At 66.8% G+C, this 15560-nt stretch carries 15 protein-coding genes; all 15 read right to left on the bottom strand.

From position 1 onward, the window contains the following. Positions 1-8: 8 nt before the first annotated feature. Positions 9-1484 carry an MDR family MFS transporter gene (locus tag ACPJW8_RS01150; RefSeq protein ID WP_330187974.1) on the bottom strand — a complete coding sequence of 492 codons (1476 nt, stop codon included), beginning with the start codon at positions 1482-1484 and terminating at the stop codon, positions 9-11. A 149-nt stretch (positions 1485-1633) separates the two neighbouring features. Then, entirely contained in the window at positions 1634-2578 is a 945-nt protein-coding gene (panC, locus tag ACPJW8_RS01145; RefSeq protein WP_330187975.1) for a pantoate--beta-alanine ligase, read from the bottom strand. Next, the gene (locus ACPJW8_RS01140; protein ID WP_330187976.1) at positions 2579-3556 is read right to left on the bottom strand and encodes a Rossmann-like and DUF2520 domain-containing protein; all 978 of its coding nucleotides are present in this window, start codon (positions 3554-3556) and stop codon (positions 2579-2581) included. Next, positions 3549-5144, bottom strand: coding sequence for a PH domain-containing protein (locus ACPJW8_RS01135; RefSeq protein ID WP_330188089.1), 1596 nt, complete (start codon positions 5142-5144; stop codon positions 3549-3551). Before ACPJW8_RS01135 ends, ACPJW8_RS01140 begins: the two co-directional genes overlap by 8 nt. 59 nt (positions 5145-5203) lie before the next feature. Beyond that, positions 5204-5716, bottom strand: coding sequence for a PH domain-containing protein (locus tag ACPJW8_RS01130; protein ID WP_330187977.1), 513 nt, complete (start codon positions 5714-5716; stop codon positions 5204-5206). Continuing rightward, a complete protein-coding gene (locus ACPJW8_RS01125; protein WP_330187978.1) occupies positions 5697-6311 on the bottom strand; it encodes a DUF3180 domain-containing protein in 615 nt (204 codons plus the stop codon). Before ACPJW8_RS01125 ends, ACPJW8_RS01130 begins: the two co-directional genes overlap by 20 nt. A 4-nt stretch (positions 6312-6315) precedes the next feature. Continuing rightward, positions 6316-6852, bottom strand: coding sequence for a 2-amino-4-hydroxy-6-hydroxymethyldihydropteridine diphosphokinase (gene folK / locus ACPJW8_RS01120; protein WP_330187979.1), 537 nt, complete (start codon positions 6850-6852; stop codon positions 6316-6318). After that, the gene (folB, locus tag ACPJW8_RS01115) at positions 6849-7208 is read right to left on the bottom strand and encodes a dihydroneopterin aldolase (RefSeq protein WP_330187980.1); all 360 of its coding nucleotides are present in this window, start codon (positions 7206-7208) and stop codon (positions 6849-6851) included. Before folB ends, folK begins: the two co-directional genes overlap by 4 nt. Positions 7209-7211: 3 nt before the next feature. Further along, entirely contained in the window at positions 7212-8132 is a 921-nt protein-coding gene (gene folP / locus ACPJW8_RS01110; RefSeq protein WP_330187981.1) for a dihydropteroate synthase, read from the bottom strand. 10 nt (positions 8133-8142) lie between these two features. Then, positions 8143-8805: a GTP cyclohydrolase I FolE gene (gene folE / locus ACPJW8_RS01105; protein ID WP_425256390.1), complete on the bottom strand. Its 663-nt coding sequence runs from the start codon at positions 8803-8805 to the stop codon at positions 8143-8145. Positions 8806-8814: 9 nt separating this feature from the next. Beyond that, on the bottom strand, positions 8815-10875 hold the full coding sequence (gene ftsH, locus ACPJW8_RS01100) for an ATP-dependent zinc metalloprotease FtsH (RefSeq protein ID WP_330187982.1): 2061 nt from the start codon (positions 10873-10875) through the stop codon (positions 8815-8817). A gap of 216 nt (positions 10876-11091) precedes the next feature. Continuing rightward, entirely contained in the window at positions 11092-11643 is a 552-nt protein-coding gene (gene hpt / locus ACPJW8_RS01095) for a hypoxanthine phosphoribosyltransferase (RefSeq protein ID WP_330187983.1), read from the bottom strand. Positions 11644-11669: 26 nt separating this feature from the next. Continuing rightward, a complete protein-coding gene (tilS, locus tag ACPJW8_RS01090) occupies positions 11670-12743 on the bottom strand; it encodes a tRNA lysidine(34) synthetase TilS (protein WP_330194152.1) in 1074 nt (357 codons plus the stop codon). A gap of 101 nt (positions 12744-12844) precedes the next feature. Beyond that, the gene (locus ACPJW8_RS01085; RefSeq protein WP_330187985.1) at positions 12845-13963 is read right to left on the bottom strand and encodes a zinc-dependent metalloprotease; all 1119 of its coding nucleotides are present in this window, start codon (positions 13961-13963) and stop codon (positions 12845-12847) included. Between the two features lie 76 nt (positions 13964-14039). Further along, complete coding sequence (dacB, locus tag ACPJW8_RS01080) at positions 14040-15515, bottom strand: D-alanyl-D-alanine carboxypeptidase/D-alanyl-D-alanine endopeptidase (protein WP_330187986.1); 1476 nt, start codon at positions 15513-15515, stop codon at positions 14040-14042. Between the last annotated feature and the right edge of the window lie 45 nt (positions 15516-15560).

The raw sequence follows: 15560 nt of genomic DNA, 5'->3' as shown, positions 1-15560 counted from the left end.
GGCTGGGGTTAGTGGGCCCCGTGACCCGGCCCGGCACCTTCGGTCTTGCGCATCATCGAAGCCAGCACAATCGCCGCGATGGAGATGAACGTGGCCGTCAGGAACGCCACGTTCATGCCCGTGACAATGCCGGACGACGCCGAGACCACCGCGAAGACGGACACCAGCAGCGCCGTTCCTGCCGCACCGGCCACCTGCTGGGTGGTGCTCATGATGGCCGAACCATGTGAGTACAGGTGCTTCGGCAACGGGTTCAGGCCCGTGGTGAACGCAGGCGTGAACAGCAGGGCCAGGCCGAAGCTGAGCATCACGTGAAGCGAGATGATCCACGGAACCGGCGTGCCGGCGTCGAGCATGGAGAACTGCCACAGTGACAGGACCAGCAGGATGGAGCCGGTAACGGTCAGCGGGAGCGGGCCCACCTTGTCGAACAGCCGGCCGATGAACGGGCCCAGCAGGCCCATGGCCAGGCCGCCCGGCAGCAGGGACAGGCCGGTTTCCAGCGAACCCAGGCCGCGGACTTCCTGCAGGTAGAGCGGCAGCAGGATCACGCCGCCGAACAGCGCCATCATGGCAACGATCATCAGCAGCACCGAGACGGTGAACATCCGGAACTTGAAGGCGCGCAGGTCCAGCAGCGGCGATTTCCCCTTCTGCAGGCTGAGCTGGCGGCCAACAAAGGCTGCGAGCGCCACCACGCCAACCACCAGCGCGCCGATGGCGACGGGGCTGGGACCGGCCTGGCCGCCGTGGCCGCCGCCGATCTGGCTGAGCCCGTACACCAGGCCGCCGAAGCCGGGAACGGTGAGGACGACGGACAGGAAGTCCAGCTTGCCCTTCTCCGTCTCGCCCACGTTGGTGAGGTACTTGGCGCCGATGGCGAAGGCCGCAAGGGCTACGGGCAGCACGAAGACGAACATAAAGCGCCACGTGAAGTGTTCAAGGATGAGGCCCGAAACAGTGGGCCCCATGGCCGGGGCAACCGAGATGGCGATGCTGACGTTGCCCATGACGGAGCCGCGGCGTTCCACCGGAACCAGCGTCAGGATGGTGGTCATCAGCAGCGGCAGCATAATGGCTGTGCCACCGGCCTGGATGATGCGCGCCAGGAGCAGCAGGGTGAAGTCAGGCGAGACGGCAGCCAGCGCGGTGCCGCTGGAGAACAGGCCCATGGCCAGCATAAACACGGCGCGGGTGGACAGCCGCTGCAGGATGAAGCCGGTGGTGGGGATGACCACGGCCATGGTGAGCATAAAGCCGGTGGAGAGCCACTGTACGGTGGGCGCGCTGACGCCCAGGTCCACCATGAGACGCGGCAGGGCCACGTTCATGATGGTCTCGTTCAGGATGACGACGAACGTGGCCACCAGCAGCGTGGCAATAATCGTGACCGATTCGCGGGACATTTTCCCGGAAACGGCAGGTTTAACTTCGGAAGGTCTCGCGGGATTGCCGCGGGCCTCTGAAGAGACTTCGGTAGACATGGGTGTTCCCCCAGGGAAATTTGTGATGAGTGTGCTCGCGTGGTCGCTGCAGACTCCAACACTGTACCCGGCGGAGTAATTCCTTCGAAAGGAAAATTTGTTGAAACCGCCCCTGGTTCATGACGCCGGGGCCTGGTGGCGCAGGGGCGCTAGGAGTCCAGCGGGATGTTGTCGATCAGGCGCACGGGGCCTACCTTCGCGGCAATCAGGGCCAGCCCTTCGCCACGGAACGGAGTGTCCTTGCAGTTCTCCGCGAGCGGTTCCAGAGTGCCGGGATCCACGACGTCGAAATAGTCCAGCTCCACCAGCGGCTGGGTTTCCACAAGCGCCCGTGCCGAATCCAGGTCCAGCGGCTCATGCGCGTTGGCACGTTCCTCAATCAGCCGCAGCGCACGCGAGAGCACCAGGGCCGCATCACGTTCTTCCGGCGACAGGAAGCGGTTACGGCTGGACAGCGCCAGGCCGTCCGCGTCACGCACCGTGGGCACGGCCACGATCTCCACCGGGAAGTTCAGGTCCGCCACCATGCGCCGGACCAGCGCCAGCTGCTGGGCATCCTTCTGCCCGAAATAGGCGCGGTAGCCCGCCTCCCCCAAGCCCGGAAGCCCGTAGTGCAGCAGCTTCGCAACCACCGTCAGGGCGCCGTCGAAGTGCCCGGGCCGTGAAGCGCCTTCCCACTTCTCTGCCAGCGGACCGGCCGTGATGCGCACCAGCGGCAGGCCACCCGGGTACACCTCCTCCACGGACGGCGCGAACACCAGGTCCACCCCTTCCGCATCCAGCAGGGCAAGGTCCGCGTCCAGCGTGCGCGGGTACCTGTCCAGATCCACCGCATCACCGAACTGCAGCGGGTTCACGAAGATGCTGGCCACCACCACGTCATGATGTTCGACGGCGGTACGCGCCAACTGTGCGTGACCTCCGTGCAGTGCCCCCATGGTAGGGACCAGGCCCTGGGACAGCTGCGCCGTGATTCCACCAGACTTTGCGCCATCCTTCGCGCCAGACTTGCCGTCGGACCCGGATTTTTCCGCGAGGAGGCGGGCACTTTCGGCCCGCAGCTCAGCGGCCGTGGTGACCAGTTTGATGCCCATTTAGAGTTTCCCCTTTTCTTCGGAACCGTCTTCGAAGCCGTCTTCAGATCCGTCTTCTGATCCGTCTGATTCGTCGTTGGAGGGGCGGTCCGCCCCGCCGGCCAGTGCCGCGCGCACTGCTTCCGCCTGTGCCGCCTTCAGGAGTCCGCGCCCCTCTGCCCTGCGCACAGTGGCTTCCGCCATGGCCCGGTACGCCTGCAGCACGTCCCCGGAGCCGCCGTCGTCAAATTCCGCCAGCGCGGCGGTGTGGGCGGCAACCGTTCCGGCGTCCCCTCTGGCCACCGGACCGGTGAGCGCGGATTCACCTGACGCCAGGGCGTTCTCCAGCGTGGCGCGCAGCAGGGGGCCCAGCATCCTGCCGGGTTCCTCAACGCCCACCGTCTTCAGCAGTTCCGAGGCCTGCGCCACGAGCGTGACCAGGTGGTTTGAGCCGTGCGCCAGGGCAGCGTGGTATAGCACCCGGTCCGCCTCCGCGATGGCCACAGGCTCGGCGCCCATTTCCACCACCAGGGCCTGGGCAATGGGCAGCATGGCCGCGTCAGCGGTCACGCCAAACGTGCAGTCCGGCAACCGGGTCAGGTCCAGGCTCATACCCGTAAACGTCATGGCCGGATGCAGCGCAAGCGGGATGGCGCCGGCCGCGCGGATGGGATGCAGCACACCCACACCGAACCTGCCGGACGTATGGGCCACCAGCTGCCCCGGCTGCCAGGCGCCCAGCTTGGCGAGCCCGTCCACCAGCCCTTCGAGCGCGTCATCCGGAACCGCCAGGATCACCAGCTCCGAGCGCTCCACAATGTCCTCCACCGCCATAATCGGCACGCCCGGGAGCAGCGCCTCGGCCCGTTCCAGGCTGGCGTCGCTCACCGCCGACACCCCAACGATGGCGTGTTCAGCTGCGCGCAGGGCCGCCCCCAGGACCGCACCCACCTTGCCGGCGCCGATGATTCCGATGCCCAGCCGTCCGGGTTTAGCCATTGCTGCTGTGTTCCTGTCGATCGTTCCGCGTGGGGTCTTGGGACTGTGGTGTTACCTGGGGTTCCGGGGTCAAGGTCCCCGGCGGCTGGGATTCCGGGACTTGGGACTCCGTGGCCTGCGGCTCCGGCGCCTGCAGTGTGCGCAGTGCCTGCGGACTGCTTTGGACCGCCGCCAGCCATTGCTCGCTGGTCTGCTTTCCGCGGGCTGCCCGGGCACGTGCCGCCTGCGCGTCGAACAGCCTGGCAGCCTCGCGGCGGTCCGCCTGGATCAGCCGTGGGGACACCGGACCGGCGGTAGTGTGCAGGACCAGGTCCACCACGTCGAACCGCCGGGCCAGCGGGCCCTGCTGCAGTGCCATGGACTGCGTGCGCTGGTGCGGGACCATCACCAGCTCCCGCCACCACCGGCCCGAACGCAGCAGCAGTGCAGTATCGGTGGCGGTGAACCCGTTACGGCGCCAGCTCAGTGGCGCCAGCGGCCGGACCCGCCGCGGCGAGGTGACAAATCCGTCGTCGGAATCCATGCCGTGCAGGCCTGCGGAAAAGACCTCCACGGGTCGGTCTGTGCCCGGGTCCGGCAGGACCAGGGCAAGGATCCGCAGGACGTCGTCGAAGCCGCCCACGGGAAGGAGCGTGGTCCTGGTGGAGGAGCCGCCGGGGTTGGCGCCGTAACCGGCGACGTTGACATGGATCCGGTACCAGCCAAAGGGCCGCCACAGCAGCGGCTGGACCACCTTGAGCGCCTGGATGCGGCCCGGCGGCAGCGTCTGCGCCTGCGTATCCAGCAGCCCATACCGCAGCCGGATGCCGTCCGGCGAAATGGCCGCCGTGAAGTTGTAGCCCTTGTTGAACGCTGACCAATAGGACACGGCAATACCCAGCCCCGCCGGCACCAGGTACAGGTAAAACGTCGAACTGTTGGTCAGGGTTGCCGCCACCACCGAGGCCAGGGCGCCTACCCCGATGCCAATGGTCTGCTCACCCAGCAGCAGCGAACCGATAAGGCGCGACGGCGGCACGGTCAGCACCGGAACTTCCGGCGCCTCGGGCACTTCCACCGTGTGCTGTTCCGGGTCATGCGGGACGCCGGCGGCTCGCGCCAGGATGGTGGCCCGCAGCCGGCGGGCCTGGTCCATTTTCAGGTACGCCAGGCGCACCGCCGATTCGCCGGCATCCGCCACCTCGAACTTGAGTTCCGCGAGCCCGAAGATCCGGGCAAGCAAGGGCTGCACGACGTCGATCGCCTGGACACGGTCAAGCCGGGCCTGCCGCTGCTGCCGGAAAAGGAAGCCCGTATTGACCCGGACGTAGCCCCCGGAAACCTGGTAGCGGGTGAAATACCAGCTCAGCACAAAGCCGCCCACGGCCAACAGCAACAGGCCGCCGCCAATACCCAGCAGCCAGGGGCCGCGGCGCACCAGTTCATCCTCCAGCGCAGGCCCGCCCTGGAGCAGCCGCTCGAACGAGTCCCGGCCCACAAAGAACACAATGGCCACCAGCGCCAGCCAGCCCCGCACAAAAGGCGACGCCGGGTGCACCCTCAGCCACTCGCCGTCGTCAGCTGTTGGTTCCGGCGTCCGGTCCGGCAGGGGGTCCGGCTGCTGCGCCGGTACTGCGGCGTCCTCGGGAAGCCCGGAGTCCGGCGTCGTCACAATCCTGCCAGCCTGGCTTCACCCCGGGCGGTGAGCTGCTCCCGCAACCGCGCGCCTTCCGCGGCAGGAAGCCCCGGGATAGTGGCGTTGGTGCCCACGGCGGCCGTGTGCAGCTTCAGGGTGCAAAGGCCCAGGGACCGCTCCACGGGCCCGACGCCGATGTCCACGTACTGCATGCGGCCGTACGGGACCACCATGGTGCGCTGGAAGATGATGCCGCCGCGGATGAGGAGATCATCCTCGCGCTCGGCGTAGCCAATGGCCCGCACCTGCCGGGGAATCAGCACCAGCTTCCACAAGGCGATGACCAGCACCAGCACCGGAAGTGCCACCGCAACCCACAGCGGCGGCCACGACCACCAGCCCAGCTGGACAAAAACCAGCGGCAGGGACAGCACCAGCAACGCGATTGCGGAGCCGATCGCCCACGAAACCAGCCGCAGCTTCAGGAATTTGGGGGACACGCGCTGCCACGCAATGCCCTCCGGATCAATCGCCTCGATAGGCATATTCGCCTTCCCCCTCGGCTTCGCCTTGTGTATCAGGACTCTCCCCCTGCGAATCATCCGGGGGGATCCTGCAGAACCACTCCACCAGCAGGCCCACCGCGATCATGGCAAGCCCGCCGCCGGCCATGGCCAGTGCCAGCCACGCGATGTCCGCTCCCACGCCCAGGCTCCACACGCGCAGCTGGTCCAGGAAAATGCCCGCGTGCCAGCCCAGCAGAACGGTTCCGGCATAGGCGCAGGCCTGCGCGAGCACCACCGTGCGGGCGGCCAGGAGCGGATCGAGCGTTGGCTTTTTGGCGGGCTTGCCGGGCTTCCCGGGCTTGCCCTGGCTGCCGTTGTTGCGGTTGCCAGAGTTGCGGTTGCCGTTGTTGTTGCGGTTGTTGCCTTGGCCTTCCCGCAGGCTGTTCCGCCAGCTCCGGACCCGCAGGCCCAGCACCAGGGTAATGATGACAATGACGCCCATGGTTGCCAGGGCCGTGGCGGGCAGGACCGGGGTGGGCCAGCCGAACCGGCCGGCGAGGACCGTGGCAAACCACCCCGCTAGGGCCAGCAGCAGCCCCACCAGGAGCAACCGGACGGGCTCGATGGGCTTCATGGATCTATTCAACCGCCCCGGCGGTGGGTGAGCCGTCAAAATCGCCGAATCCGTCAAAGGGAGCGAGGTCCGGGTAATCCTCGGCGCGCGCGGCAAGCGTACTGATCCGCTCACCGTTCAGGATTGCCGATGGCTCAATAAGGGACCACGGATACAGCACAAAAGCCCTGACGGCGGCACGCGGGTGGGGCAGGGTGAGTTCAGGGTCATCGCTGGTGACGCCCGCGTAAACGATGATGTCGACGTCGAGCGTCCGCGGCCCCCAGTGCACATCCCGCACGCGGTGGTGCTTGTGCTCCACGGCCTGGCAGTGCTGCAGCAGTTCCATGGGGGTCAGCGAGGTTTCCACCGTCACCACCATGTTCAGGAAGTCCGGCTGGTCCGGCGGCCCGCCCACGGCTTTGGTCTGCACCACCGGCGAGACGGCCAGCAGGCGCACCTCCGGAGGATCCACCAGGTCCGCGACGGCGCTGGAAAGGGTGTCGTTGCGCTCCCCCAGGTTGCTGCCCAGGGCCAGGACGGCCTTGACGAAGCCGCTCACTTCCTGCTCCGGTGCACCGTCACGGCAACATCACCGAAAGCCACCTCGATGGGCGCCTTGGGCTTGTGCACTGTGATCTCCACAGCCTGCAGCGGGAATTCCGCCAGCAGGTCATCAGCCATGGCCACAGCCAGCGCCTCGATCAGGTTGAACGGCTTGCCGGTGATCCAGCCCTTGATCCGCTCCGCCACCTCACCGTAGTGGGCGGTGTCCTCGACGTTGTCCGACGCCGCGGCCTTGCCGAAATCCAGGTACAGCACGGCGTCCACAATAAACGGCTGGCCCTGGCGCCGCTCGAAATCGAACACGCCGTGGTTCCCCGTGGCGGCAACACCCGTCAGCGTGATCTTGTCCATGGTTTAGTCTTTCGGGCGAGGTGAGGCGATGCGGGCGGCGACCTTGACGGCGTCCAGGCTCGCTCCGACGTCGTGCACGCGGACTGCCCAGGCACCCTTGAAGGCGCTGATCGCTGTCACCGCGGCGGTGGCGCCGTCCCGTTCCTCAGGAGCTGCTGTCTTACCGGACACCGTCAACAGGCTGCCCAGGAACCGCTTGCGGGATGCGGCAACCAGCACCTTGTGGCCCATGTCCTGCAGCGCGCCAAGGCCATGCAGGAGTTCCCAGTTCTGGTCCTCGTTCTTGGCGAAGCCCAGGCCCGGGTCCACAATGATCTGCTCCGGCGCCACTCCGGCCGCATAGAGCTTGTCACGAACGCCGGACAGCTCGGCAACAACATCCGCCACGACGTCCTGGTAGTCGGTGAGCGTACTCATGGTGCGGGCATCGCCACGGCGGTGGGTCAGGATATAGGGCGCCTTGGAACGCGCCACCAGCTCCGGCATGCCCGGCTCCATGCTCAGCCCGGAGACGTCGTTGATGATGGTGGCACCAGCCTCCAGCGCAGCTGCGGCGGTACTCGCGTGGGTGGTGTCGATGCTGACCAGCGCACCGGCCTTCACCAGCGCTTGGATCACCGGCAGGACCCTGCGCTGTTCCTCCTCGGGAGTGACGTCCTCCGCGCCGGGCCGGGTGGATTCACCGCCGACGTCGATGATGTCAGCGCCTGCGTAGAACATCCGCAGCCCCGCGGCGATGGCGGTGTCCGCGGTGAAGTGCCTGCCGCCGTCGCTAAAGGAATCCGGGGTGACGTTGAGGACGCCCATGACCAGGGTGCGGTCGGTGGGAAGGTCTGACATCTGCGCCGGACGGCGGGATTTCCGCAGGACGGGCATGGGGCTGGTGGCGGGCCCGGTTCCGGGCGCCGCTGCGAGTGAATCCATGGGCTGGTTATTACCTTCCGAGTATGAGGCTCATTGCTTCGGCACGGGTGGCCGGATCATGCAATTGCCCGCGTACGGCACTGGTGACAGTCTTCGCTCCTGGTTTGCGGATACCGCGCATGGACATGCACATGTGCTCGCATTCAACAACAACTATGGCGCCCCTGGGCTTGAGGTGGCTGACCAGGGCATCGACGATCTGCGTCGTCAGCCGCTCCTGCACCTGCGGCCGGAGCGCGTAGATATCCACCAGCCGCGCCAGCTTGCTCAACCCGGTGACCTTGCCCTCAATCGACGGAATGTAACCAACGTGGGCTACACCGTGGAACGGCACCAGGTGGTGCTCGCAGGTGGAGTAGAACGGGATGTCCTTCACCAGCACTAGTTCCTCGTGCTCCAGGTCAAAGGTGGTGGACAGGACCTCCGCGGGATCGTGGTGCAGTCCGGCGAACACCTCCGCATACGCCTTGGCCACCCGTTTGGGGGTGTCCACGAGTCCGCCGCGATCCGGATCCTCGCCGATTGCCAGCAGGATTTCACGGACGGCGGCCTCGATCCGGGGCCTGTCCACAGGGGTGAGCGGCAGCCCATTACCGGGCGTTTCGGGCAAAAGGACGTCCCCGCCTGCCGTGAAGGCAGCGGGGAAGTCGGCGTCGTCGTCGAAGGAAGTCACAGAAGAAGCTTAACCTTGATGGCCGTCAGGGTTGTTTCCGGGTGTCTGGAACGCGTCATCATCCGGCACGCCCTGCGGGTGCGGCGGCTGGGCATCGAGCGGTTCCTCGAGGCGGGCCTTCTTGGCTTCCTCCTGGGCTTCACGCTCGGCCTTTTCCTGGCGTGACTCCACGGGGCCTGAAGTCTGGACCGGGCGGGTCTCCTTGGACAGCCACACTTCACGGAAATCACGTTTGCGGACGTTCGTGAAGATTTCTGCGATCTCTGACTGGTTCAGGGTTTCGCGTTCCAGGAGTTCCAGGGCCAGCTGGTCCAGGACGTCCCGGTTCTCGGTCAGGATGGCGTAGGCCTCGTCATGGGCCTGGTCGATGAGCCTGCGGACTTCCTCATCCACCACATAGGCGATCTGGTCCGAGTAGTTGCGCTCGTGGCCGGCGTCGCGGCCCAGGAACGGCTCGCCGCCGCCCTGGCCCAGGCGCACAGCACCCACGCGCTCACTCATGCCGTATTCGGTGACCATCTTGCGGGCCGTGGCGGTGGCCTTCTCGATGTCGTTCGAGGCACCCGTGGAAGGATCGTGGAAGACGATCTCCTCGGCCACACGCCCGCCCATGGCGTAGGCCATCTGGTCCAGGAGTTCGTTGCGGGTCACCGAGTATTTGTCATTGTCCGGAACCACCATGGTGTAGCCCAGGGCGCGGCCGCGGGGCAGGATGGTGATCTTGGTGACGGGGGCCGAGTTCCGCAGGGCACCGGCCACCAGGGCGTGGCCGCCTTCGTGGTACGCGGTGATCTTGCGCTCGTGCTCCTTCATGACCCGGCTGCGCTTCTGCGGGCCGGCCATCACGCGGTCGATTGCCTCGTCCAGCGCGCGGTCGTCAATGAGGTTGGCGTTGGAGCGGGCGGTCAGCAGGGCGGCCTCGTTCAGGACGTTGGCCAGGTCCGCGCCGGTGTAGCCGGGGGTCTTCTTGGCCACGGCGCGCAGGTCCACGCCCTGTGCCATGGGCTTGCCCTTGGCGTGGACGCTGAGGATCTGTTCGCGGCCCACCAGGTCCGGGGCTTCCACGGAGATCTGGCGGTCAAAGCGGCCCGGACGCAGCAGTGCGGGGTCCAGGACGTCAGGACGGTTGGTGGCAGCAATCAGGATGACGTTGGTCTTGACGTCGAAGCCGTCCATTTCAACCAGCAGCTGGTTGAGGGTCTGCTCGCGTTCGTCGTTGCCGCCGCCAATACCCGCACCACGGTGCCGGCCGACGGCGTCGATCTCGTCAACAAAGATGATGGCCGGCGAATTCGCCTTGGCCTGCTCGAAGAGGTCGCGGACACGGGAAGCACCCACGCCGACGAACATTTCCACGAAGTCAGAGCCGGAGATGGAGAAGAACGGCACGCCGGCTTCACCCGCAACGGCGCGGGCCAGCAGGGTTTTACCCGTACCCGGAGGGCCGTACAGCAGCACGCCCTTGGGGATCTTGGCGCCAACGGCCTGGAACTTGCCCGGCTCCTGGAGGAATTCCTTGATTTCCTGGAGTTCCTCCACAGCCTCGTCGGCTCCTGCGACGTCCACGAAGGTCACCTGCGGCATGTCCTTGCTGACCATCTTGGCCTTGGACTTGCCAAACTGCATGATCTTGGAACCGCCGCCCTGCATGCGGGTCATCAGGAACCAGAAAAGCGCACCGAGGAGGAGGACGGGAATCAGGAGGGAAAGCAGGCCGGAGAACCAGTTGCTCTCAAGGGGCTGGTCCGTGAAACCGCTGGAGGGCTCGGCGTCGGTGACTGCCTTGACCACATCCGCGCCGCGGGCATCAACAAACTTGAAGTAGACGCTCTTGCCCTTGTCCTGTTCATCAATGACCAGGTTGTCCTTGAGCTTGAGGTCAACGCGATTCTCGCCGTCGAGGATCTTCGCCTGTTCGACGGCTCCGGGATCGGCAAGGAGTTCAAGGCCGTCATCGGTATCGATCTGGGCCGAGCCGCCGGGCGCAAGCGTTGCAAAGGCAATCAACAGCAAGCCGATAACAACGACAATCCAGATGCCCGGACCCTTGAAGAAACTCTTAGCTTTCATCTGATCGGGGGCTGGCCCCGTCCCTCCTGGTAGTGCTGCACGGCACGTCCTCTGTGCGCGCGTGTGGTGCTGCGTCAGCTTCTAGCTATACACCGTCCGCAGTAGTTCACGCATGGTCAAGGGCAAAAGTTCCCTCTGGGCGTACTGGGACGGTTCCTCGGCGCAGCAACACAGGGCGGCCGGCCCAGGCGAAACCAGCCAGCCCGTCTAATAGGCCTACTCGTAGACGTGCGGCGCCAGGGTGCCGACGAAGTCCAGGTTGCGGTACTTCTCCGCGTAATCCAGGCCGTAGCCCACGACGAACTCGTTCGGGATGTCGTAACCGACGTACTTGACGTCGATCTGGACCTTGGCGGCAGTGGGCTTGCGGAACGCCGTGCAGATTTCCACGGAAGCCGTGCCACGGGATTCAAGGTTGGTCTTGAGCCAGGACAGGGTCAGGCCGGAGTCGATGATGTCCTCAACGATCAGGACGTCCTTGCCCATGAGGTCCGTGTCCAGGTCCTTCAGGATCCGGACAACGCCGGAGGACTGGGTGCCCGAGCCGTAGGAGGAGACAGCCATCCAGTCCATGGAGACGTGGCTGTGCAGTGCGCGGGCGAGGTCAGCCATGACCATCACTGCGCCCTTGAGTACGCCCACAATCAGGAGATCGCGGCCTTCGTAGTCCTTGTCGATCTGCGCTGCGAGTTCGGAAATCCGCTGCTGGATCTGCTCCCGGGTATAGAGAACGTGCTTGAGATCTGCCGTGACGTCGTTCGAATCCACCAATGGCTCCTGTATAGATGCGGGGACTATTTTTTGGACGGTTTTTGAGGCCGGAATACAAGCTTCCCACAGCGGGCCGCTCCCCGGGGAACAGCATCTTCGCCAGTTTGCACGGATTCGGCGCCGTCCCGCCCGTGCTGGCGGGGGGCGGCCTGGGAATCCAGCTGCGCAAGTGACAGACGGAACACACTGACGCCGCCGGGCAGCTCCACAGGACCCGCCGATCCGGTGCGGCGAAGCAGTGCTTCTGCCGCCAGCAGCCGCTGATAGCTGGGCTGTTGACCGCCGACGTCGGCAGCGGCCTTCGCGATCACCCGGAACCTGATGGCGGGGGCAAGTTCGCCCAGGGCAGTTTCCGGCAGGCTCACCTCGCCTGCCTCCCGCTCGGCCAGCTGGGAGTAGGCCTGGCTGGCGGTGTCGTCAAGATAGTCGGCATCAAGCTGCAGGATGGAAGCCGTCCGGGCCAGCGACTCCGCAACACCGGGCCCCAGTTTTTCCTCGAGCAGCGGGAGGACTTCCACCCGGGTCCGGGAACGGGCGTAGGCGGGGTCCGAGTTGGTGGGATCGTGCCAGGGATCGAGATCTTCGGCCTCGCAGATCTCCAGGGTGTCCGCACGGCGCAGGCCAAGGAACGGGCGCAGCAGGATCCCGCGGGCAGGCCGCATTCCCGCGAGGGACCGTGTCCCGGAGCCACGGGCCAGGCCCAGCAGCACCTGCTCGGCCTGGTCATCGAGCGTGTGGCCCAAAAGGATGGCGTCGGCGTCGAACTCGCCGGCGGCGGCCTCGAGCGCGGCGTGCCGGGCATCGCGGGCTGCAGCCTCAGGACCCATGCCCGTGGAGACGACGTCAACGGCCCGGACAAACACCGGGTCCAGGCCGAGTTCCTTCAGCGCAAGGGCGGTAGAGGCAGCAACGTCAGCCGAACCTGGCTGCAGCTGGTGGTCAACAACTACGGCGCCCACGGTGATGGGATGGCTCTGCACATGGCCGCGCCGGGCAAAATATGCGGCAACGGCCGCCAAGGCGAGCGAATCAGGGCCACCGCTGCAGGCCACCAGCACCCGGCCAGGGAAACCGGCCGCGGCCAGGGCGTCCGCCAGGGCCTTGCGCGCAGTGCCAACGACCGGCGCCAAACGCCCCGGCCGCCGTCGTCCGCTTCCAGAGGTTCCGGGAGCGCCGCCGGAAGAATCCGGGCCTTCCGTCACCGCAGTCCCATCCGGTCCAGCCACAGCCCGGAGTCGTGGATTTCCTCTTCGGTGGGCAGGTTCTGGGCCGACTCCCACACCAGGTTGAACCCTTCCATCCCGGCAACGGCCACAACGGCGCGGACAAACCTGGCGCCGTCCGAGTACTGCTTCATCTTGGCGTCGAGGCCCAGCAGGTTGCGCAGGAACTTTTCCACCACGCCACGGTCCTTGCCGCGGTCGTTGAACCGCTGGCGGATGGTCTTGACGGACGGAACGATGCTGGCGTCCACGGCGTCCATCACCACGTTCGCGTGGCCTTCGAGGAGGCTCATCACGGCGGTGAGGCGGGACAGGGCGGCCTTCTCTTCCGGGTCCTGCAGCAGGTCCAGGATGGCGCCGCGACCGGGAGCCTGGCCCGTGACGGTGCGGTCCTTCAGTGACTTCGCGGCGGCGGTGGCCCGCTCCATCAGCGAGTCCACGTTCCCCAGGAGGTGGCCGCTGAGGCCGTCGATCTCGGCGAGCATGTGGTGCCGGAGCCACGGCGCGGCGGCGAACTGGACGCGGTGGGTCTGTTCGTGGAGGCACACCCAGAGGCGGAAATCGTCAGGGGTGACGTTGAGCTGGCGTTCCACGGAGATGATGTTCGGCGCCACGAGGAGGAGGCGGCCGGCAGCTGGGGCGTGGGAGTTTTCCGCGAGCGCAGCGAAGGGATCGTACTGGCCCAGCACCTTGCTGGACAGGAACGCGAGGATGGCGCCCAGCTGGCTTCCGGTGACGGCGCCGCTGATGGCCGCAGCGGTGGGGCCCACGGACCCCTTGCGACTCTCCAGCATCTTGTCGATCGCCGGCTTGAGCATCACGGAGAAGCTTTGGGTGTTCGCCTTTGACCAGGTGGCGCGGTCCACCACCAGCACCGAGGAATCGCGGAGGTCCCGGGCCGCTTCCAGCTGGCTGATCTGGTGCACGTACTCCACCGAACGGTCTGCCATGAGCCGGAGATTGTCGACGGCGGCACCCATCTCGCGCGCGGACAGCTGCGGTCCGGCGGGGGTGAGCCGGGCGGCGGTGGAGGCGGCCAGCTCCCAGTTGATGAGGGCGGGCGCGGGCACTGAGCTAGCTTCGGGAGTCGCCATACCCCCATAACATCACAGCACCCTGTGGATGCGCCCTTAAGTTCGCTGACCGGCGAACAGGGAACCGCCTGGAGTCTTACCGGCAGCCGCACCCGGCAAGGGCGGCGGCCGCCCTGTCCAGCGCGGGCTTGTTTCCGGCGGCACCGGGAGTCAGGCCGTTGCCAACAAAGGAGAACACCAGCAGCCGGCCGTCCGCGTCCACCACGTAACCGCTCAACGCGAGGACCGTATTAAGGGTGCCGGTTTTGGCCCGTACCAGCCCCGCTCCCCCGGCGGATTCCTGGCCCGAACCGTAACGCTCACCCAGCGTGCCGGTCAGGGCCGCGACGGGCAGTCCGGGCAGCGCCTCCCGGAGGCGGGGGTCCGCTCCGGTGGTCATGGCCAGCACCACGGCAGTCAATTGTGCGGCGGAAACGCGGTTGTCCATGGTCAGCCCGGACACATCCGCGAGGGCCATGGCGTCCGTGGAAATACCCATCTTCGCCACCTCGGCGAGCACCGCGGAGACGGCGCCGTCATTACTTCCGGGCAGCCCCGCCGCCAGGGCGGCCATCCGGCCCAGCACTTCGGCCAGGTAATTGTCCGAGGTCTGCAGCATCAGTGCCACCTGCTCCGCAACGGTTGCGGACTGCGCCGTGGCCAGCACCTGTGCACCGTCAGGCGCAACGGAACGCCCGACGTCGGCCGTCACCGTCAGTCCGGCAGCGGCGCCTGCTGTGCGCAGGGACTGGGCGAACGCATCAGCTGCGGCCATGGCGGAATCCTGCGGGCGGGGACCCTTGGTGACCGCGGCGTCAAACCTGGCCGAGTTCAGGGCCAGCGGAAAGAGCGGCGCGGTTTCGCCCGCCTGGACATCCCCCAGCTCCCACGATGGATTGAGTGACGGGCCGGAGAAGAGGGAGTCGTCCACCTGGACGGTAATGGCACCGGTGGCCCCGGCAGCCTGCAGCGAGGCGACGGTGTCCGCAGCGAGCGTGGCCAGCCCGGCATGCCCCAGGACCTGGTCCGGCCCGGATTCTCCGGCGGAAAGGAGGACATCCCCTCCACCGCGCAGCACTACGGTGCCCGGCTGCGCGCCGCTGAAAACAGTGGTGCTGAAGCGGTGGTCAGGGTCCATGGTGCGCAGGGCAGCGGCCGCGGTGAGCAGTTTGGTGTTCGACGCCGGCACCCGGGCGTCCGTCCCGCCCCGGCTGAACAGGACCTGGCCCGTGAGCGCATCCTGGACGTGCGCGGTGAAGGTGCCGTCGCCGTCGGGCATTAACAAAGGCTCCAGCGCGGCGGCAACGGCGTCCGGCTGCGGAACCGGAGCCGAATCCTCCAGCGGCGAAATGCCGGAGCGCGTGGCGGGAGCGGTGGGCAGTTGCTGCCAGGCAGGAGTGTGCACGGGCTCGACGGCGGCCGGCGCAGGAGGGCCCACAAATCCCGGAACCAGCGAAAGCCCGGCAGGAACGGCCAAGGCAAGGGCAAGCACAAGCAGGAGCGCGAGGGGCCAGTTGGCGCGCAGCACACCATGGGGCGCGGGACCGGCACCTGCCCCCTTGGATGACGTCATGCTGCTGCTGGTCCTCAGTCCTGAATGGCCCGCAAGTTCCTGAAA

The sequence above is a fragment of the Pseudarthrobacter sp. J47 genome (genome assembly GCF_049810315.1).
Taxonomy (GTDB): Bacteria; Actinomycetota; Actinomycetes; order Actinomycetales; family Micrococcaceae; genus Arthrobacter.
Note: the sequence above shows the minus strand (reverse complement) of the source record. Positions and strands in the feature narration are given on the sequence as shown.

Coding starts and splice junctions, on each gene's coding strand:
- ACPJW8_RS01150 (WP_330187974.1), bottom strand. CDS start 1,484: ATGTCTACCGAAGTCTCTTCAGAGGCCCGCGGCAATCCCGCGAGACCT.
- panC (WP_330187975.1), bottom strand. CDS start 2,578: ATGGGCATCAAACTGGTCACCACGGCCGCTGAGCTGCGGGCCGAAAGT.
- ACPJW8_RS01140 (WP_330187976.1), bottom strand. CDS start 3,556: ATGGCTAAACCCGGACGGCTGGGCATCGGAATCATCGGCGCCGGCAAG.
- ACPJW8_RS01130 (WP_330187977.1), bottom strand. CDS start 5,716: ATGCCTATCGAGGCGATTGATCCGGAGGGCATTGCGTGGCAGCGCGTG.
- ACPJW8_RS01125 (WP_330187978.1), bottom strand. CDS start 6,311: ATGAAGCCCATCGAGCCCGTCCGGTTGCTCCTGGTGGGGCTGCTGCTG.
- folB (WP_330187980.1), bottom strand. CDS start 7,208: ATGGACAAGATCACGCTGACGGGTGTTGCCGCCACGGGGAACCACGGC.
- folP (WP_330187981.1), bottom strand. CDS start 8,132: ATGGATTCACTCGCAGCGGCGCCCGGAACCGGGCCCGCCACCAGCCCC.
- ftsH (WP_330187982.1), bottom strand. CDS start 10,875: ATGAAAGCTAAGAGTTTCTTCAAGGGTCCGGGCATCTGGATTGTCGTT.
- ACPJW8_RS01085 (WP_330187985.1), bottom strand. CDS start 13,963: ATGGCGACTCCCGAAGCTAGCTCAGTGCCCGCGCCCGCCCTCATCAAC.
- dacB (WP_330187986.1), bottom strand. CDS start 15,515: ATGACGTCATCCAAGGGGGCAGGTGCCGGTCCCGCGCCCCATGGTGTG.